Origin of the sequence: Rubritepida flocculans DSM 14296, assembly GCF_000425365.1 — a bacterium.
GTDB lineage: Bacteria > Pseudomonadota > Alphaproteobacteria > Acetobacterales > Acetobacteraceae > Roseococcus > Roseococcus flocculans.
Genome location: NZ_AUDH01000003.1, coordinates 65,301 through 83,060, shown reverse-complemented (window position 1 = coordinate 83,060; position 17,760 = coordinate 65,301). Strand labels below are relative to the sequence as shown.

The 17,760-nt window shown below is 73.3% G+C and carries 14 protein-coding genes; 8 read left to right on the top strand and 6 right to left on the bottom strand.

Features of this window, described 5'->3' with window-relative positions:
• Positions 1 to 12: 12 nt before the first annotated feature.
• The gene (locus H596_RS0104490) at positions 13 to 2,538 is read right to left on the bottom strand and encodes a bifunctional acetate--CoA ligase family protein/GNAT family N-acetyltransferase (protein ID WP_027283883.1); all 2,526 of its coding nucleotides are present in this window, start codon (positions 2,536 to 2,538) and stop codon (positions 13 to 15) included.
• A 63-nt stretch (positions 2,539 to 2,601) separates the two neighbouring features.
• On the opposite strand from H596_RS0104490, the gene H596_RS0104485 reads away from it, so the two are divergent.
• Positions 2,602 to 3,570: an alpha/beta hydrolase fold domain-containing protein gene (locus tag H596_RS0104485; protein WP_027283882.1), complete on the top strand. Its 969-nt coding sequence runs from the start codon at positions 2,602 to 2,604 to the stop codon at positions 3,568 to 3,570.
• Here the strand turns inward: H596_RS0104485 and H596_RS0104480 are convergent, their stop codons facing one another.
• Positions 3,571 to 4,635 carry an alcohol dehydrogenase gene (locus tag H596_RS0104480; protein WP_027283881.1) on the bottom strand — a complete coding sequence of 355 codons (1,065 nt, stop codon included), beginning with the start codon at positions 4,633 to 4,635 and terminating at the stop codon, positions 3,571 to 3,573.
• A gap of 210 nt (positions 4,636 to 4,845) precedes the next feature.
• Here H596_RS0104480 and H596_RS0104475 point away from each other — a divergent pair, with 210 nt between their 5' ends.
• Entirely contained in the window at positions 4,846 to 7,083 is a 2,238-nt protein-coding gene (locus tag H596_RS0104475) for a fused MFS/spermidine synthase (RefSeq protein ID WP_027283880.1), read from the top strand.
• A 96-nt stretch (positions 7,084 to 7,179) separates the two neighbouring features.
• Here the strand turns inward: H596_RS0104475 and H596_RS0104470 are convergent, their stop codons facing one another.
• Positions 7,180 to 7,566, bottom strand: a complete 387-nt coding sequence (locus tag H596_RS0104470) for a YraN family protein (protein ID WP_027283879.1) — start codon at positions 7,564 to 7,566, stop codon at positions 7,180 to 7,182.
• Complete coding sequence (locus tag H596_RS0104465) at positions 7,550 to 8,614, bottom strand: threonine aldolase family protein (RefSeq protein WP_027283878.1); 1,065 nt, start codon at positions 8,612 to 8,614, stop codon at positions 7,550 to 7,552. The genes H596_RS0104470 and H596_RS0104465 overlap by 17 nt, the downstream gene beginning before the upstream one ends.
• Before the next feature lie 273 nt (positions 8,615 to 8,887).
• Between H596_RS0104465 and pdhA the strand changes: the two genes are divergently transcribed.
• The 6 genes from pdhA to H596_RS20055 all read left to right on the top strand — a co-directional run bounded on the left by pdhA (position 8,888) and on the right by H596_RS20055 (position 15,528).
• Positions 8,888 to 9,847, top strand: coding sequence for a pyruvate dehydrogenase (acetyl-transferring) E1 component subunit alpha (gene pdhA / locus H596_RS0104460; RefSeq protein ID WP_211225247.1), 960 nt, complete (start codon positions 8,888 to 8,890; stop codon positions 9,845 to 9,847).
• A 3-nt stretch (positions 9,848 to 9,850) separates the two neighbouring features.
• Positions 9,851 to 11,176 carry a pyruvate dehydrogenase complex E1 component subunit beta gene (locus tag H596_RS0104455; protein ID WP_027283876.1) on the top strand — a complete coding sequence of 442 codons (1,326 nt, stop codon included), beginning with the start codon at positions 9,851 to 9,853 and terminating at the stop codon, positions 11,174 to 11,176.
• Positions 11,177 to 11,189: 13 nt separating this feature from the next.
• Complete coding sequence (locus H596_RS0104450; RefSeq protein WP_027283875.1) at positions 11,190 to 12,497, top strand: pyruvate dehydrogenase complex dihydrolipoamide acetyltransferase; 1,308 nt, start codon at positions 11,190 to 11,192, stop codon at positions 12,495 to 12,497.
• Between the two features lie 4 nt (positions 12,498 to 12,501).
• A complete protein-coding gene (locus H596_RS0104445; protein WP_027283874.1) occupies positions 12,502 to 12,978 on the top strand; it encodes a GNAT family N-acetyltransferase in 477 nt (158 codons plus the stop codon).
• A 3-nt stretch (positions 12,979 to 12,981) separates the two neighbouring features.
• Positions 12,982 to 14,376: a dihydrolipoyl dehydrogenase gene (lpdA, locus tag H596_RS0104440; protein WP_027283873.1), complete on the top strand. Its 1,395-nt coding sequence runs from the start codon at positions 12,982 to 12,984 to the stop codon at positions 14,374 to 14,376.
• A 180-nt stretch (positions 14,377 to 14,556) separates the two neighbouring features.
• Positions 14,557 to 15,528, top strand: coding sequence for a Bug family tripartite tricarboxylate transporter substrate binding protein (locus H596_RS20055; RefSeq protein ID WP_051212387.1), 972 nt, complete (start codon positions 14,557 to 14,559; stop codon positions 15,526 to 15,528).
• Positions 15,529 to 15,531: 3 nt separating this feature from the next.
• Here the strand turns inward: H596_RS20055 and recQ are convergent, their stop codons facing one another.
• Positions 15,532 to 17,322, bottom strand: coding sequence for a DNA helicase RecQ (recQ, locus tag H596_RS0104430; RefSeq protein ID WP_027283872.1), 1,791 nt, complete (start codon positions 17,320 to 17,322; stop codon positions 15,532 to 15,534).
• Between the two features lies 1 nt (position 17,323).
• Positions 17,324 to 17,722 (bottom strand): OmpA family protein, encoded by a 399-nt coding sequence (locus tag H596_RS24340; protein ID WP_027283871.1) that lies wholly within the window; start codon positions 17,720 to 17,722, stop codon positions 17,324 to 17,326.
• Positions 17,723 to 17,760: the final 38 nt, after the last annotated feature.

Below are 17,760 nucleotides of genomic sequence, written 5' to 3'. Positions count from 1 at the left end.
AGGCCGGCCGCATCACAGCCGCTTCACGGCGAGCATCACCTCGGCATCCTCGGCGCTGCGCCGCAGCGCGTAGCCGAGCTTGCGCACGAAGCCCAGCATGGGCTGGTTGTCGGCCAGCACATGGCCGACGAGTTCGCTCACGCCCTGGCTGCGCGCCCATTCCTCCGCGCGCTCCATCAGCCGCCGGGCGAGGCCGGTTCCCTTCGCGTCCGGCGTCACCACCACCGCGAACTCGGCCGAGTTGCCCAGCGGCTCGCGGATCACCCGCGCGGTGCCGTGGTTGCGCCCCTCGCGCATGGCGACGAAGGCCATCTCGCGCGCGTAGTCGATCTGGGTGAGCCGGGCGAGCAGCGGCGGCGGCAGCTCCTTCATCGTCGAGAAGAAGCGGAAGCGCACATCCTCGGCCGGCAGGGCGCGGAAGAAGGCGCCCTGCGCCGCCGCGTCCTCGGGCCGGATGGGGCGCAGCTCGAAGACCCGCCCGTCGCGCGCCGTCCATCTCTCGGCGAGATGGGCGGGGTATGGGGCGATGGCATGCAGCGCCGCCTCGCCAGCGGGGCGCAGGGCGAGCTCGGCGTCCACCGCCAGGACCCCCGCGGCGGTGGCGAGCAGCGGGTTCACCGCCAGCGAGGCGATCTCGGGAAAGTCCACCAGAAGCTGGGAGAGACGCACGAGGGAATCGGCGATGGCGGGCTCGGCCACCGCCGGGCGGTCGCGCCAGCCCGGCAGCAGGCGCGACAGGCGCGTGCGCGCGATCAGCGCATGCGCGAGCGGCAGGTTGAGCGGCGGCATCTCCACCGCCTCGTCGCGCGCGAGATCGGCCGTGGTGCCGCCCTGGCCGAAGCCGATCCAGGGGCCGAACATCGCGTCCTCGCCGGCGCGCAGGCGCAGCTCCAGCGCGCCGCGCGGCGCCTGGCGCTGCAGCAGGAAGCCGTCCATGCGCGCCGCGGGCAGGCGCGCGGCGATCTCGCGCTCCATCTCCTGCGCGGCCTCGCGCACCGCCCCGCTCTCGCGCAGGTTCAGCACCACCCCGCCATGCTCGCTCTTGTGCGCGAGCAGCATGCGCGCCTTCAGCACCAGCGGCGGGCCCATGGCGTGCGCCGCCAAGGCGGCCTCCGCCGGGGTGGCTGCACGGCGGCCCTCGACGACCGGAACGCCATAGGCGTCGAGCACGGAGAGCGCCTCGTCCTCGTAGAGATCGAGCCGCCCCTCGGCGCGCACCGCGGCGAAGAGCGCGCGCACGCGCTCGCGATCGGGCGTCACCTCCAGGATGTCGGCGGGCGGCAGCTCGGCCGCGGCGGCGCGGTTGCGGCGTTCGGCCAGCAGATGCGCCGCGCCGCGCACCGCCGCCTCGGGGGTCGCGAAGGCCGCGAGCCCCGCTTCGGCCAGCGCCGCGCGCCCCGCCCGGCCAGCGCCCTCGCCCATCCAGGCGAGCAGCAGCGGCGCGCCCCGCAGCCGCGCGAGCGCGGCCAGCAGCGCGGCGGAGGGGCGCTCCGCCGCCTCCTCCGGCGCGTGCAGCGCCACCACGGCGTCCGCCTCGCCCCCGCGCAGCAGCGGCGCCAGCGCCTCCGCGATGCGCTCCGCCTCGCCGGGGCCGAGCGAGAGGGGTTCGCCCGCCAGCCGCAGCCCCTCGCGCAGCGCCGCATCGGCCGCGAGCCGCGCCACGCCCCGGCCATTGGCCAGGATGGCGATGCGGTCTCCCGGCCCCGGCCCCTCGCGCGGGCGGGCGCGGGCCAGCGTCTCGGCGGCGGCCAGCCAGTCCTCCAGCCCCCCGGCCGAGAGCACCCCGGCGCGGCGCAGCAGCGCCTCCATCACCGCCTCGCCGAGCCCCGAGGGATCCTCGGCGCGCACGCCGGGCCGCAGCGCCAGCACGGGGCGGGTGCGCGCCGTGGCCCGCGCGGCCGAGACGAACTCCCGCCGGTTCTTGATGCGCCGCAGCTCCAGCAGCACGCAGCCGGTGCGCGCATCCCGCGCCAGCCAGTCGAGCCCCGCAGCGAAGCCGATATCGTCGTTCGCCCCCACGCCGATCACGTGGGAGAAGCCGAGCCCCTCGGCCTCGGCCCAGTCGAGCACGCTGCGCGCGATGCTGGCCGACTGCGTCATCAGCGCGAGACGGCCCGGCCGGAGCGGCGCATGGGCCAGGGTGGCGTTGAGGCCGATCTCCGTCACCGCGATCCCGAAACTGCGCTCGCCCAGCGCCCGCACCCCGGCCGCGCGCGCCATCTCCGCAAGGCCCGGCGCGGCGACCGGCGCAACCACCGCACGGCAGCCGCGCGCGGCGAGACGCTGAAGCGCCTCGGCCTGGGCGGGCGGGGGCAGGCTGAGCACCGCGAGGTCGGGCACGTCCTCGGCGGGGCCGAAGCCCTCATGCGCCATGCCCTCGATCATCAGCCGGCCCTGGAAGCCGCCCGCGGCGAGGTTGCGCGCGAGCAGCGCCGATTCCGGCAGGGCGGGATCGGCCAGCAGCAGCACCGCGCGCGGCCGGAACAGCGCGGCCACCCGGAACCCGACGCCCGGGCGCGCCTCCATGATCAGCGACATGGCGCCATCTTGCGGAACCCTTCCGCCCTTGCTGCGTTACCCTCGCATGAAAAGGCCGCGAGCATGACCCACGACCCGCGCTTGGACCCCGAGATGGCCGCCTTCACCGCCATGATGGCGGAGCGCACGGCCGGGCTGCCGCCCATCCTCTTCCCCTCCCCGCCGCGCTCGGCGCCCTTCGACGCGCAGCGCCGCCTCAACGACGGCCCGCAGGAGTTCCTCGCCGAGGGCGGGCCCGCGATGGCCGAAAGCCGCGATCTCTGGCTGCCCATCCGCGGGCGGCGGATGCTGCTGCGCCTGCACCGCCCGCGCACCGACGCGCCCCTGCCGGTGCTGATCTACTTCCACGGCGGCGGCTGGGTCTGGGGGAGCCTCGACACGCACGACCGCATCATGCGCAGCTACGCCGCCGCCGCGGGCTGCGCCGTGCTCGGCCCCGACTACGCGCTCAGCCCGGAGGCGGTCTTCCCCCAGGCGCTGGAGGAATGCGCGGCGGTGCTGCGCCATGTCGCGCGCGAGGGCGCCGCGCTCGGGCTCGATCCCGCGCGCATCGCGCTGGGCGGCGACAGCGCGGGCGCGAACCTCGCCGCCGCGGTCGCGCTGCTGGAGGCGGGGCAGCCGCGGCCCACGCCGCTGCGCGGACTTCTGCTGAACTACGGCGTCTTCGACCATGTGCTCGACACGCCCTCCTACCGCGAGTTCGGCGAGGGCTACGGCCTCACCCTGGAGAAGATGCGCTTCTACTGGGACGCCTACTGCCCCGACCCGGTGGCGCGGCTCTCGCCCCTCGCCTCGCCCATCCGCGGGGATCTCTCGGTGCTGCCGCCCACGCTGCTGCACATCGCCGAGCTGGATGTGCTGGCGAGCGAGAACTTCGCCTTCGCCGAGCGCCTGCGCCATGCGGGCGTGGCGCTGGAGATGCAGGCCTTTCCCGGCACGCTGCACGGCTTCCTGCGCGCGCTGGGGCGGGTGGGCGCGGCGGACCGGGCCGTGGCCGCCGCCGGGGAGTGGCTGGCCGCGCGGCTTGGCTGATCAGCCCGCGACCAGGATGGTGCGGCCCGTCACCTTGCCCTCGCGCAGCCGGTTGAGGGCGAGGTTGGCGTTGGCCATCGGCTCCGTGCTGATGGGAATGGGCGGCAGCTTGCCGGACTGCGCGAGCTTCACCACCGCCTTGAGTTCGGGAATGCTGCCCACATAGCTGCCCTGGATCGTCACCGCCTTGATGGGCACGAGCGGCAGCGGCAGGCGCAGCTCGCCCCCGAAGAGGCCGACCTGCACCATCTTGCCCCCCTTGGCCAGCGCGTCGAAGGCCGCGGTGGCGGACTGGCTGCCGTTCACGAGATCCACGATGCCGAGCACCGGCCCGCCGCAGGCCTCGATGATGCGCTTCGCCGTGCCCTCGGGCGTGGCGAGCACCGTCTCGGTCGCGCCCTGGGCGCGCGCGGCCTCGAGCTTCGCCGCGTCCACGTCCACCGCGCAAATCCGCCGATGGCCGAGCGCCTTGAGCACCGCGATGGCCTGCAGCCCGAGCCCGCCCGCGCCCACCACCACGATGGGCTGCGTCTTCGGCATGGGCATCAGCTTGCGGATGGCGGAATAGACCGTGACGCCCGAGCAGGCGTAGGTGGCCGCCAGCGCCGGGTCGAGCCCCTCGATCGGGATCAGGTGCTTCCAGTGCGTGGCGAGCACATGGGTCGCGTAGCCGCCGTTCTGATAGACGCCGAGCGCGCGCGGCCTCACGGCGCAGAGATTCTCCTCCCCCTTGCGGCAGCGCGCGCACTCCCCGCAGCCCACCCAGGGAAAGACGAGGCGGAGCTGCCCCTTCTTCAGCCCCTGCCCCTTGGCGCCCGGGCCCCACTTCACCACCCGGCCCACGATCTCATGGCCCATCGCGAGGGGCAGCTTCAGGCCGCGGTCGGTCATGCGCAGCTTGCCGCGCGCGCCCATGTCGTACTCGCCCTCCCAGATGTGGATGTCGGAGTGGCAGACGCCGGCATGCGTCACCTCCAGCAGCACCTCATCGCCCTTGGGCTCGGGCGTGGGGAGTTCGATCTCCTGTAGCGGCTTCCCGTTCTCGACGACGGCCCAGGCCTTCATGGCGCGCTTCCTCCAGGCTTGCTTGCGGGAATGGGAGCGTCCGGCCGCCCGTCCGTCAACGGCCCCCCCGTCATCGGGATGCCGGCGCGGCCGGGCGGGGGTGCTTGCCGCCGCCACGGCTTCGTCGCAATTTCGTGTCCAATCGCCACAAAAGCGCCGCCGCAGGGGCGGAAGGATACGGGGAACGGTCTTGCTGGGAAGGCTCGCGCGATGACGCGCCTGATGGTCGCTTTCTTCTGCTCGGGCTTCGCGGCGCTGCTCTGCCAGATCATCTGGCAGCGCATGCTCGGCGTCTTCGCGGGTTCGGACACGGTCTCGGCGGCGCTGGTGGTCAGCGCCTTCCTCGCGGGGCTCGGGCTCGGCTCCATCATCGGCGCGAAGCTCGCGGACCGGCTTTCGCCGCGCCAGGCCATGCTGGGCTTCGTGCTGGCGGAGCTCGGGGTCGCGGTCTGCGCGCTGCTTTCCAAGCCCTTCCTCTACGACTTCATCGCCATCGGCCTCGCCGAGGAGGTGCAGCAGCCGCTCGCGGTCTTCGCGCTGTGCTTCGCGGGGCTGGTGGTGCCCACCACGCTCATGGGCGCCTCGCTGCCCTTCCTCGCGCGCGCGGTGGCGACCGATCTCGCCACGGTGGCCGAGCGCATCGGCACGCTCTACGGGCTGAACACGCTGGGCGCGGGGCTCGGGGCGCTGATCGGCGGCTGGTTCGTCGTGGGCTCGCTCGGCTTCGTGGGCGCGCTCGGGCTCGCGGCGGCGCTCGACGTGCTGGCCGGGCTGCTCGCGCTGTCGCTGCTGCCGGGGCTGGCGCGCGGCGCCCCCGCCCCCGCGCCGGGCGCGGCCGGCGCGACCGGCCCGGCCGAGCCCTTCGGCGGGCTGAAACTCTGGTGCCTGCTCGTCTTCCTCTCCGGCTACGTGATCGTGGCGCTGGAGATCGTCTGGGTGCGGCTGCTCGGGCAGGTGGGGCAGTATCACGCCTATCTCTTCCCCACGATCCTCGGCGTGTTCCTGCTGATGGACGGGCTGGGCATGGCGCTGGCGGCGCGGATGGTGCGCCGCCTCGCCGATCCGCGCCCGGCCTTCTTCCTGACGCAGGGGGCGGGCTTCGTGCTGGGCGCGCTGCTCCTCGGCGCGCTGTGGTGGGCGATGGGGCGCTCGCCGCTCGCGGACTTCATGGCGGTGGATTTCGACCGCTTCGGGCCGCTGCACCTCGCCATCTCCACCGCGCTGATCCTCGTCGTGGTGGGGCCGCCCTCCTTCATCATCGGCATGACCTTCCCCTTCGTGCAGCGCGCCGTGCAGCAGGATCTGGCGAGCGTGGGCGCGCGGGTGGGCTGGGTGCAGCTCGCCAACATCCTGGGCAATGCGGCGGGCTCGATCGGCACCGGCCTCGTCACCTTCCACTTTTTCGGCACCATGGGGACGATGCTGCTGCTCGCGCTGCTCTCGCTCGGGCTGCTCTTCGCCTGGCTGTGGCAGGCGCGCGCCTCGCGCCCCTGGACGGCGGGGCTGGCCGCCGCCACCGCGGCCATCGCGCTGCTCGCGCCCAGCAACGAGCGCTTCTGGGCGCGGCTGCACGGGCTTCCGGAGAACACGGAGTTCGCCTGGAGCGAGGACCGCTCCGGCGTCGCCTTCTGGCGCGAGCGCGGCGAGGGCGAGGGGCGCGCGCCGGGCCGCTTCTTCATCATGGGCCATGGCCAGGGCTTCGTGCCCTTCCTCGACACGCACATCCTGCTCGGCATGATCGGCCCGCTCGTGCATCCCAACCCCGAGCGGGTGCTGACCATCGGCATCGGCTCGGGCGGCACGCCCTATGGCGCCACGGTGAACCCCGCCACGCGCGAGGTGCGCGGCATCGAGCTGATCCGCCCCGTGCTGGACACGCTGGGCGAGATCGCCCGCGAGCGGCCGGATTCCGGCGTGGCCCAGCTCCTGCGCGACCCGCGGGTGAAGCTCGAATACGGCGACGGGCGGCGGGCGCTGACGCGCGGCCAGGGCCTCTACGACGTGATCGAGGCGGATGCGATCCGGCCGCAGACCTCGCACTCCGGCCTGCTCTACAGCGCCGAGTTCCTGATGCAGGTGCGCGAGCGCCTGGCCCCCGGCGGCCTCTATGTGCAGTGGGCGCCGACCTGGCGGGTGGTGGACACTTTCGCCGCTGTCTTCCCCCATGCGGTGCTGCTGCGCCCGGCGAATGTGCTGATCGGCAGCGACCGGCCCATCCCGATCGACCAGCAGGCGCTGCTGGAGCGGCTGCGCTCGCCCGAGCTCGTCGCCTTCACGCGGCGCGGCAACCCCAACATCGCCGACCTCACGCCCATGGTCTCGGGCGAGATGACGGTCTGGACGCCGGAAACGCCGCGCGTGCCGCCGCCGCTGACGGACATGTTCCCGCGCGACGAGTTCTTCATCAACCACGCCTATCTCGACGCCTACCAGCCGCGGCGGCGCTGAGGCGCATGCCAGCGGCCGCCGCGATGGCCCTGCTTCGGCCCGCCGCCGCCCGCCAAACCGGCGTGCACGATACGTCCGGCGTGACCGCCGGGCGTATCACTCCAGCCGGAAGGCGTCGGCGATGCGCCGCGCCGCGCCGTCGGCGGCGATCAGGATCACGTCGAAGCGCATGCCGGCCGCGCCATGGCCGGGATGGGCCGCGCACCAGGCCTCGGCCGCGGCGAGCAGCCGGGCGCGCTGCCGCGCAGAAAGCGCGTGCGCGGCCTCGCGCAGGCTGCTGCGCGCCTTCACCTCCACGAAGGCGAGCAGCCCCGCGCGCTCGGCGATCAGGTCGATCTCCCCGGCCGGCGTCCGGGCGCGGGCGGCGAGCACGCGCCAGCCCTCCGCCTCCAGCAGATCGCGCGCGCGGGCTTCGGCGGCGCGTCCGGCGCGCTCGGCCACCGCGCCGCGGGCCGCGCGCAGCGCCTCAGGCGGCGAGCGCATCCCGGATGGCGGCCACCGCCTCGGGGATCATCGCAGCCGTCACGTCCAGATGCGTGCAGGCCCGCACCCGCCCGCCGAGCGCGCTGACGGCGATGCCCTGCGCCAGCAGGCGCCGCTGCAGCTCCGCCACGCTCACGCCGGTCGCGCCGATGTCGAAGAAGACGAGGTTCGTCTCCGGCTCCTCCACCGCCACGCCCTCGATCTGCGCGAGGCCGCGTGCGAGGGCCCTGGCGTTGGCGTGATCCTCCGCCAGCCGCTCGACATGGTGATCGAGCGCGTAGAGGCAGGCGGCGGCGCAGATGCCGGCCTGGCGCATGGAACCGCCCAGCCGCTGCTTCCAGCGCCAGGCCTCGCCGATGAACGCGCGCGTGCCGCAGAGCACCGCGCCGAGCGGCGCGCCGAGCCCCTTGGTGAAGTCCAGCCAGACGGAGTCGAATCCCGCCACCATCTCGGCCGGGGCGATGCCGGTCGCGACGCAGGCGTTCATCAGCCGCGCCCCGTCCATGTGCGTGGCCCAGCCCTGCTCGCGCGCCACCTCCACGACGGCGTGCAACTGCGCGAGCGGCCAGACGGCGCCGCCGCCGATGTTCGCGGTCTGCTCCACTTCGAGAAGGCGCTGCGGCGGGGCGTAGCGCGTGCGCGGACGGATGCCGGCGCGGACCTCCTCGGCGGTGAACATGCCGCGGGGCCCGCGCAGCGGCATGATCTGCACGCCCGTCAGCGCCGCGTGGGTTCCGCCCTCGCTGTGCAGGATGTGGCTCGTCTCGTGGGCGAGCACCTCATCGCCCTTCCGGCAATGGGTGAGGATGGCGATGACGTTGCACATGGTGCCGGAGGGCAGGAACATCGCCGCCTCCTTGCCCATCAGCGCGGCCATGCGGTCGCAGAGGGCGTGCACGGTCGGGTCGTCGCCGTGCTGTTCGTCGCCGACCTCGGCGCGCATCATCGCCTCCTTCATGGCGGGCGTGGGGCGCGTCTGGGTGTCGGAGTAGAGGTTGATGCGGACGGGCGGGCTGCCCGCGGGCGGGCGAGGCGGGGCGTGGACCATGCGAGGCGTGTAGCGCAGTCCTCGCGCCGCGGCCACCGCGGGGCCGCAGAGGCCCGCGCGCCGGGGCCGCGATGCCGCGCCGCAGCATGTGAACCGGATTTCGGTTAATCTTTATAAGATACGGAAAAAACTACATTTCTGATGGGCCTTTTGCCTCAGAACGGGCTTGCGCGCCGCGCCCCGGGCGCGTAAGGAGGCGCAGTTTCGGAGGGAAAGCCCATGGCCACGGACAGCGCCGGGAGCAAGCGCCGCAGCAAGGCGAAGGAGCCCCCGATGGGCCGCGACGCCCTCCTCAAGGCCTACCGCGACATGCTGCTGATCCGCCGTTTCGAGGAGAAGGCGGGCCAGCTCTATGGCATGGGGCTGATCGGCGGCTTCTGCCACCTCTACATCGGCCAGGAGGCGGTGGTGGTCGGCATGCAGGCCGCCCTGCAGCCGGGCGACCAGGTGATCACCTCCTATCGCGACCACGGCCACATGCTCGCCTGCGGGATGGAGGCGCGCGGCGTGATGGCGGAGCTGACGGGCCGCATCGGCGGCTATTCCAAGGGCAAGGGCGGGAGCATGCACATGTTCTCGCGCGAGCAGGGCTTCTACGGCGGGCATGGCATCGTCGGCGCGCAGGTGAGCCTGGGCACGGGCCTCGCCTTCGCCAACTGGTACCGCAACGACGGGCGCGTGGCGCTGACCTATTTCGGCGAGGGCGCCTCCAACCAGGGCCAGGTGTACGAGAGCTTCAACCTGGCCGCGCTGTTCAAGCTGCCCGTCGTGTTCATCATCGAGAACAACAAATACGGCATGGGCACCAGCGTGGACCGCGCGAGCGCGAGCCGCGACCTCTCGAAGAACGGCTCGCCCTGGGGCATCCCGGGCGAGCAGGTGGACGGGATGAACGTGCAGTCCGTCCATGAGGCGGGGCGGCGGGCGGTGGCGCACTGCCGCGCCGGCAACGGCCCCTATCTGCTGGAGATGAAGACCTACCGCTACCGCGGCCATTCGATGAGCGACCCGGCGAAGTACCGCACGCGCGAAGAGGTGCAGAAGATGCGCGAGCAGCACGACTGCATCGAGACCGCGCGCGCCGACCTCCTCGCGCTGGGCGTGGCGGAGGCCGAGCTCAAGGTGATCGACGAGGAGGTGAAGGCCATCGTGCAGGACAGCGCGGATTTCGCGCAGACCTCGCCCGAGCCGCCCGAGTCCGAGCTCTGGACCGACGTGCTGGTGGAGGGCTGAGCCATGGGTGTCGCGATCCTCATGCCCGCCCTCTCGCCGACCATGACGGAGGGCAAGCTCGCCCGCTGGCTGAAGAAGGAGGGCGAGCGCATCAAGGCCGGCGAGGTGATCGCCGAGATCGAGACCGACAAGGCCACCATGGAAGTGGAGGCGGTGGACGAGGGCGTGCTGACGCGCATCCTGGTCCCCGAAGGCACGGAGAATGTGCAGGTGAACGCGCCGATCGCCGAGCTGGACGGCGGGGCTGCGCCCGCGCCCTCTCCCGCCCCCACGGCGGTCGCGCCGGCCTCCGCCCCCGCCCTGCCCGCCGCACCCGCCGCCGCGGCGGCGGAGAAGGACTGGGGCCCCACCCGGACCATGACGGTGCGCGAGGCGCTGCGCGACGCCATGGCGGCCGAGATGCGACGCGATCCGGACGTGTTCCTGATCGGCGAGGAGGTCGCGCAGTATCAGGGGGCCTACAAGGTCTCCCAGGGGCTGCTCGAGGAGTTCGGGCCGAAGCGCGTGATGGACATGCCCATCACCGAGCACGGCTTCGCCGGCATGGCGGTGGGCGCGGCCTTCACGGGGCTCAAGCCCATCGTGGAGTTCATGACCTTCAACTTCTCGATGCAGGCGATCGACCAGATCATCAACTCGGCCGCCAAGACGCTCTACATGTCGGGCGGCCAGCTCGGCTGCCCCATCGTCTTCCGCGGGCCCAACGGTGCGGCCTCGCGCGTCGCCGCCCAGCACAGCCAGTGCTACGCCTCCTGGTACGCGCATTGCCCGGGGCTGAAGGTGGTCGCGCCCTGGAGCGCGGCCGACGCCAAGGGGCTGCTGCGCGCCGCCATCCGCGACCCGAACCCGGTGATCGTGCTCGAGAACGAGATCCTCTACGGCCAGAGCTTCGAGGTGCCGGTGGACGAGGAGTTCATCCTGCCCATCGGCCGGGCGAAGGTGGAGCGCGCGGGCACGGACGTCACGCTGGTCGCCTTCTCCATCATGGTGGGCATGGCGATGCAGGCGGCCGAGAAGCTGGCCGAGCAGGGCATCAGCGCGGAGGTGATCAACCTGCGCAGCCTGCGCCCGCTCGACACCGCGACCATCGTCGAGAGCGTGAAGAAGACCAACCGCCTCGTCACGCTCGAGGAGGGCTGGCCCTATGCCGGCATCGGCGCGGAGGTGGCGATGCGGATCATGGAGCACGCCTTCGACCATCTCGACGCGCCGCCCATGCGCGTGACGGGCGCGGATGTGCCCATGCCCTATGCCGCGAATCTCGAGAAGCTCGCCCTGCCGCGGCTCGAGCAGGTGATCGAGGCGGCGCGCGCCGTCACCTACCGCTGAGGAGGGTAGCGCGATGGCCACCAACATCCTGATGCCCGCCCTCTCGCCCACCATGACGGAGGGCACGCTGGCGCGCTGGCTCAAGAAGGAAGGCGAGGCGATCAAGGCGGGCGACGTCATCGCCGAGATCGAGACGGACAAGGCCACCATGGAGGTGGAGGCCGTGGACGAGGGGGTGCTGGGAAAGATCCTGGTGCCCGGCGGCACGGAAGGCGTGAAGGTGAACGAGGTGATCGCGGTGCTGGTGGCGCCCGGAGAGGCCGTGCCGGGCGGGCCCGCCCCCGCCGCGCCCAAGCCCGCCAGCGCGCCCGCACCCGTGCCCGCGGCCGCACCTGCGTCCACCCCGGCGGCGCCCGCGGCGGCGCCGGCCGGCAACCGTGACCGGGTCTTCGCCTCGCCGCTCGCGCGGCGGATGGCGCAGCAGGCCGGTCTCGATTTGACGACGGTCACGGGCAGCGGCCCGCAGGGGCGAATCGTGAAGGCCGATGTCGAGGCGGCGATGAACCGCCCGGCGGCCCCGACGCGCGCCGCCGCGCCCGTGACCGTGGCGGCGGTGGCGCCCGCGCCCGTCGCCGCGCCGGCACCCAGGCCCGCGCCCAGCGCCGCGCGCGCCGCCATCGCCGCGCCGCATGAGGCCGTGCCGCACTCCACCATGCGCAAGGTGATCTCGCGGCGGCTCTCGGAGTCCAAGGCGAGCATCCCGCACTTCTACGTGGCCATGGACATCGAGCTCGACGCGCTGCTCAAGCTGCGCGCCGAGCTCAACGCCCAGGCGCCGAAGGAGGGGCCGGGCGCCTTCCGGCTCAGCGTGAACGACCTCATCATCAAGGCCTGCGCCGTGGCGCTGCGCCGCCACCCGGGCGTGAACGCCTCCTGGACGGAGGAGGCGATCCTGCGCTTCAGCGATGTGGACATCAGCGTCGCCGTCGCCATCCCCGAGGGGCTGATCACGCCCATCGTGAAGCGGGCCGACCAGAAGGGCCTCGCGACCATCTCGAACGAGATGAAGGATCTCGCGGCGCGCGCGAAGGCCGGCCGGCTCAAGCCCGAGGAGTTCCAGGGCGGCGGCTTCTCGATCTCCAACATGGGGATGTACGGCGTCAGCCACTTCGCGGCGATCATCAACCCGCCCCAGGCCGGCATCCTCGCGGTGGGTGCGGGCGAGCAGCGGCCGGTGGTGAAGAACGGCGCGCTCGCCATCGCCACCGTGATGACCTGCCAGCTCAGCGTGGACCACCGCGTGATCGACGGCGCGCTGGCGGCGGAGTTCATGCAGACGCTGAAGGGGCTGATCGAGAACCCGCTCTCGCTGATGCTCTGACGCCATGGCCTGGCGCGACGCGACGCGGGCGGACCTTGCGGAGGTGTTCCGCCTCCTGCGCGCGCTCGCCGACTACGAGAAGCTGCTGCACGAGTTCACCGCCACCGAGGCCGATTACGAGGCCGCGCTGTTCGGCCCCTCGCCCGCGGCGCAGGCGATGATCGCGGAGGTGGAGGGGCGGGCCGTCGGCGTCTGCCTCTGGTATCGCGTCTTCCCCTCCTTCACCGGCAAGCCCGGCATCTGGATCGAGGATGTGTTCGTGGAGCCCGCGCATCGCCGCAGGGGCCTCGGCACCGCCGCCTTCCGCCTCCTCGCGCGGCGCGTGCTGGCCGAGGGCGGCGCAACGCTGGAGTGGAATGTGCTCGACTGGAACGCGCCCGCCATCGCCGCCTACCGCGCGATGGGCGCCCTCCCGCGCGAGCAGTGGACCGACATGCGCGTGAGCGGCGAGGCGCTGCGCGCCCTCGCGGAAAGGGGCTGAGAGATGGCCGAGCAGTTCGACCTCATCGTGCTGGGCGGCGGGCCCGGCGGCTATGTCGCGGCCATCCGCGCCGCCCAGCTCAGGATGAAGGTGGCGCTCGTCGAGCGCGAGCACCTGGGCGGCATCTGCCTCAACTGGGGCTGCATCCCGACCAAGGCGCTGCTGCGCGCCTCGGAGATCAACCATCTGCTGCACAGCCTCGACGCCTACGGCTTCGCGGCCGACAATGTGCGCTTCGACTTCGCGAAGGTGGTCAAGCGCTCGCGCGCCGTGGCGGGCCAGCTCTCGGGCGGCGTGAAGCATCTGCTGAAGAAGAACAAGGTCACCGTCTTCGACGGCCACGGCGCGCTGGCCGGCCCCGGCAGGCTCGCCGTGACGAAGGAGGGCAGGCCGGTCGCGGAGCTCGCGGCGAAGCACATCATTCTCGCCACCGGCGCGCGCGCGCGCCTGCTGCCGGGGCTGGAGCCGGACGGCCGGCTGATCTGGTCCTACAAGGAGGCGATGACGCCCGCCGCCCTGCCCAGGCGGCTCATCGTCATGGGCTCGGGCGCCATCGGCGCCGAGTTCGCCTCCTTCTACCTCAACATGGGCAGCGAGGTGACGCTCATCGAGGTGATGGACCGCATCCTGCCCGTGGAGGACGCGGAGGTGAGCGCCTTCGTGCGCAAATCCTTCGAGAAGCAGGGCATGAAGATCCTCACCGGCGCCAAGGTGCAGGGCGTGCGCAAGGCGGCCGACAGCCTGACCGCCATCGTCGAGGCCGAGGGCAAGGTGGTGGAGCTGCAGGCCGAGCGGCTGATCAGCGCGGTGGGCATCGTCGGCAATGTCGAGGACATCGGCCTCGAGGGCACGCAGGTGCGGGTGGAGCGCACGCACATCCTCACCGACGCCATGGGCCGCACCGGCGAACCGGGCGTCTATGCCATCGGCGACCTGACGGGCCCGCCCTGGCTCGCGCACAAGGCGAGCCACGAGGGGATCATCTGCGTCGAGGCCATCGCGGGGCTCGACCCGCACCCGATGGAGGCGACGAACATCCCCGGCTGCACCTATTGCCGCCCGCAGGTGGCGAGCGTGGGGCTGACCGAGGCGCGCGCGAAAGAACTCGGCCACGAGGTGCGCGTCGGCCGCTTCCCCTTCATCGGCAACGGCAAGGCCATCGCGCTCGGCGAGCCCGAAGGCTTCTGCAAGACCGTGTTCGACGCGAAGACGGGCGAGCTTCTGGGCGCGCACATGGTGGGCCCGGAGGTGACGGAGATGATCCAGGGCTACGCCATCGCCCGCACCCTCGAATCCACCGAGGCCGAGCTGATGCACACCGTCTTCCCCCACCCGACGGTGAGCGAGACGATGCACGAGAGCGTGCTCGACGCCTATGGGCGCGTGATCCACATCTGATTCGCCCGGCGCGCGGGCTTGACGGGCACCCATCGAAGCTTCGCTTCGATGGGCCCCGGTGTGGCGGCCGCTGGCATGAAGGGCCCTTGCGGGGCGCGGCCCCTTCCCCCTTCAATGGCATGGGCCCGAACGCCGCGGCAGACGGCGCGGGCCCGCAGCCAGGTCCAGGGGAAACGATCCATGCCCACTCGCCGCCTCACCCTCGCCGCGGCCCTCGCCGCGGGGCTCTCGCCCGCCATCGCCCGCGCCCAGGCCTGGCGGCCGAGCCGGCCGATCCGCCTCATCGTGCCCTTCGCGCCCGGCGGCTCGAACGACATCGTGGGGCGCATCGTGGCCGAAGCGGCGGCGCAGAGCCTGGGCCAGCCCATCGTCATCGAGAACCGCGCCGGGGCGGGCGGCGCCATCGGGGCCGAGGCGGCGGCGCGCGCCGCGCCGGACGGGCACACGCTGCTGATCAACAGCTCGCACGCCACCATCCCCGCGCTGGTGGCGCGCGTGCCCTACAACACGCTGGGCGACTTCGTCGGCATCGCGGTGGCGGGCTTTTCGCCCTATGTGCTCGTCGCCTCGCCGCAGCTTCCGGTGCGCACGGCGCAGGAGCTGGTGGCGCTGCTGCGCGGCGCGCCCAGCCGCTACAACATGGCGACCGCGGGCATCGGCAGCGGCGTGCATGTGGCGGCCGAGCTCTTCCGCGCCCAGACGGGCGTGCAGGTGGAGCTGATCCACTACCGCGGCGGCGGGCCCTCGGTGGCGGCGCTGGTGGCGAACGAGGTGCATTTCGGCACGCCCACCATGGCCTCCTCCATCGGCCAGGTGCGCGGGGGCAATCTGCGCGCGCTGGCCGTGCTGGCGGCACAGCGCACCCCCGCCCTGCCCGATGTGCTGAGCGCCCCGGAGGCCGGGCTCTCGGGCGCTGTGATCGAGGAGTTCTTCCCCATCCTCGCCCCCGTCGCCACGCCGCCCGCCGCGGTGGCCGCCCTCGGCGAGGCCTTCCGCGGCGCCATCGCCCAGACGGCCGGGCGGCTCGCCGAGGTCGCGGGCGTCGCGCCCCGCGCGGGCTTCGAGACCTCGCAGCAGGTGATGGAACTGGTCCGCCAGAGCATGGAGAGCCACACGGCCATCCTGCGCGCCGCCGGCGTGCAGCCGGAGTAGCGCTCACGCCGCGCGCAGCACCGCCAGCACCGCCTCGCCGTAGCGTTCGAGCTTGCTCTCGCCCACCCCGGGCACGAGGCGCAGCTCCTCGAGGCTCGCGGGGCGGCGCGCCGCGATCTCGGCGAGCGTGGCGTCGTGGAAGATCACATAGGCCGGCACGGCCTGGGCGCGCGCCTCCGTCTTGCGCCAGTCGCGCAGGGCGGCGAAGGCCGGGTCGTCGTGCGGGGCCTCGCGCCGCTGGGCGGGCGGGCGGGCGCTGCGGGGCGCGAAGGCGGCCTCGCGCAGCAGCAGCCGCTTCTCGCCGCGCAGGAAGGGGCGGGCGGCCTCGGTGGCCACCAGTTCGCCGTGGTTCTCCACGCGCATGTCCAGCGCGCCGAGCGAGACGAGCTGCCGCGCCACGCCGCGCCAGACCCCCTCGGGCAGATCAGCGCCCACGCCGAAGGTGGGCAGCCGGTCATGCCCGTGCTGCGCCACCTTCTCCGTCAGCCGGCCGCGCAGCACGTCGATCAGATGCAGCAGGCCGAAGCGCCCGCCCGTGCGCACCGCCGCGGAGAGCAGCTTCTGCGCGGCCTCCGTGGCGTCCGAGAGGCGCGGCGGCTGGCGGCAGATGTCGCAGTTGCCGCAATCCTGCGCCAGATCCTCGCCGAAGCAGCGCAGCAGCACGCGGCGGCGGCAGGTGGCGGCCTCGGCGATGCCCACCATCGCCTCCAGCCGCGCGCGCTCGATGCGCTTCTGCTCCTCGCCCGCCGGGCTTTCCTCGATGCGATGGCGGGCGAGCGCGATGTCGCCCGCGCCATAGAGCAGCAGCGCGCGGGCGGGCGCGCCGTCGCGCCCCGCGCGGCCGATCTCCTGGTACCACCCCTCCGGCCCCTGCGGCAGCGAGAGATGGGCGACGAAGCGCACATCGGGCCGGTCTATGCCCATGCCGAAGGCGATGGTGGCGCACATGATCACCGCATCCCCGCGCGCGAAGCGGCGATGCGCCTCGCGCTTGGCCGCGGGCTCCATGCCGGCGTGGAAGGCCATGGAATCATGGCCCTCGGCGCGCAGCCAGTCGGCGGTCTGCTCGGTGCGGGCGCGGGTGCCGCAATAGACGATGCCCGCGCCCCTTCCCTCCCAGCCCTCGCGCAGGAAGGCGCGGAGCTGCGCGCGCTCCTGCTCGCGCGGCGCGGCGGCGAGGTGGATGTTGGGCCGGTCGAAGGAGGAGCGGAACACCGGCGCGTCGAGCAGGCCGAGCTGGGCGCGGATGTCCTGCACCGTGCGCGCATCGGCGGTGGCGGTGAGCGCGAGCCGCGGCACGCCGGGGAAACTCTCCGCAAGCCGCGTCAGCGCCCGGTATTCGGGGCGGAAATGGTGCCCCCATTGGGAGATGCAGTGCGCCTCGTCCACCGCGAAGAGCGCAAGGGGCCGCTCCGCCAGGCGCTCCAGCATCCCCTCCATGGTCAGCCTTTCGGGGCTGACGTAGAGCAGCTTGAGGCTGCCCTCGAAGACGCCGCGCCACACGGCGCGCCGCTCCGCCTCCTCCAGCTCCGAATGGAGCGCGGCGGCGGCCACGCCCTGCTGGCGCAGCGCCGCCACCTGGTCCTCCATCAGCGCGATCAGCGGCGAGACGACGACGGCGAGCCCGGGCCGGCACAGCGCCGGCACCTGGAAGCAGAGCGACTTTCCGCCCCCCGTGGGCATGAGCACGAGGCCCGACCCGCCGGCCAGCACATGCTCCACGATCTCGCGCTGGCGACCGCGGAAGCCGGCATGGCCGAAGACCTCGCGGAGGATCTCGTCCGGCCCGCGCACCTCAGCCGGCGACGAGGCGGATTTCGACGCGGCGGCTCTCGATGGGGGCGGCCTCGAAGGGCACGGGCCCGCGCGGCACGACGAAGACGCGCTCGGCCGCCACCCCCATCTCGCGCAGCAGCTCCGCCACATGCCGCGCCCGCTGCTCGGAGAGCGCGCGGTTGTAGGCGAGGCCGCCGGCCGGCCCGGCATAGCCGAACACGTTCACCCGCGCCGAAGGGTGGCGCGCCGCCGCCCGCGCGGCCGAGCGCACCACCTCCCGCGCGGGGGCGTCCAGCTCGGCTCTGTCCTCGTTGAAGAAGACGACGCGCACCGGCTCGTCCTGCAGCCGGGTGAGGGTGAGCGCCTCGCAGCCCGCGAGCAGCGGCAGCGCGGCGAGGGCGAAGAGGCGTCGGCGCATCGGGCGGTCTCCTTCCTGTGGCCGCTTCAAGGCCAGAG

Bases quoted from the DNA above. Each gene is read 5' to 3' on its own strand.
- H596_RS24340 (WP_027283871.1), bottom strand. From the start codon at position 17,722: ATGCGCCGACGCCTCTTCGCCCTCGCCGCGCTGCCGCTGCTCGCGGGC.
- H596_RS0104480 (WP_027283881.1), bottom strand. From the start codon at position 4,635: ATGAAGGCCTGGGCCGTCGTCGAGAACGGGAAGCCGCTACAGGAGATC.
- H596_RS0104455 (WP_027283876.1), top strand. From the start codon at position 9,851: ATGGGTGTCGCGATCCTCATGCCCGCCCTCTCGCCGACCATGACGGAG.
- H596_RS20055 (WP_051212387.1), top strand. From the start codon at position 14,557: ATGCCCACTCGCCGCCTCACCCTCGCCGCGGCCCTCGCCGCGGGGCTC.
- H596_RS0104450 (WP_027283875.1), top strand. From the start codon at position 11,190: ATGGCCACCAACATCCTGATGCCCGCCCTCTCGCCCACCATGACGGAG.
- lpdA (WP_027283873.1), top strand. From the start codon at position 12,982: ATGGCCGAGCAGTTCGACCTCATCGTGCTGGGCGGCGGGCCCGGCGGC.
- pdhA (WP_211225247.1), top strand. From the start codon at position 8,888: ATGGGCCGCGACGCCCTCCTCAAGGCCTACCGCGACATGCTGCTGATC.
- H596_RS0104485 (WP_027283882.1), top strand. From the start codon at position 2,602: ATGACCCACGACCCGCGCTTGGACCCCGAGATGGCCGCCTTCACCGCC.
- H596_RS0104490 (WP_027283883.1), bottom strand. From the start codon at position 2,538: ATGTCGCTGATCATGGAGGCGCGCCCGGGCGTCGGGTTCCGGGTGGCC.
- H596_RS0104445 (WP_027283874.1), top strand. From the start codon at position 12,502: ATGGCCTGGCGCGACGCGACGCGGGCGGACCTTGCGGAGGTGTTCCGC.
- H596_RS0104470 (WP_027283879.1), bottom strand. From the start codon at position 7,566: ATGCGCTCGCCGCCTGAGGCGCTGCGCGCGGCCCGCGGCGCGGTGGCC.
- H596_RS0104475 (WP_027283880.1), top strand. From the start codon at position 4,846: ATGACGCGCCTGATGGTCGCTTTCTTCTGCTCGGGCTTCGCGGCGCTG.
- H596_RS0104465 (WP_027283878.1), bottom strand. From the start codon at position 8,614: ATGGTCCACGCCCCGCCTCGCCCGCCCGCGGGCAGCCCGCCCGTCCGC.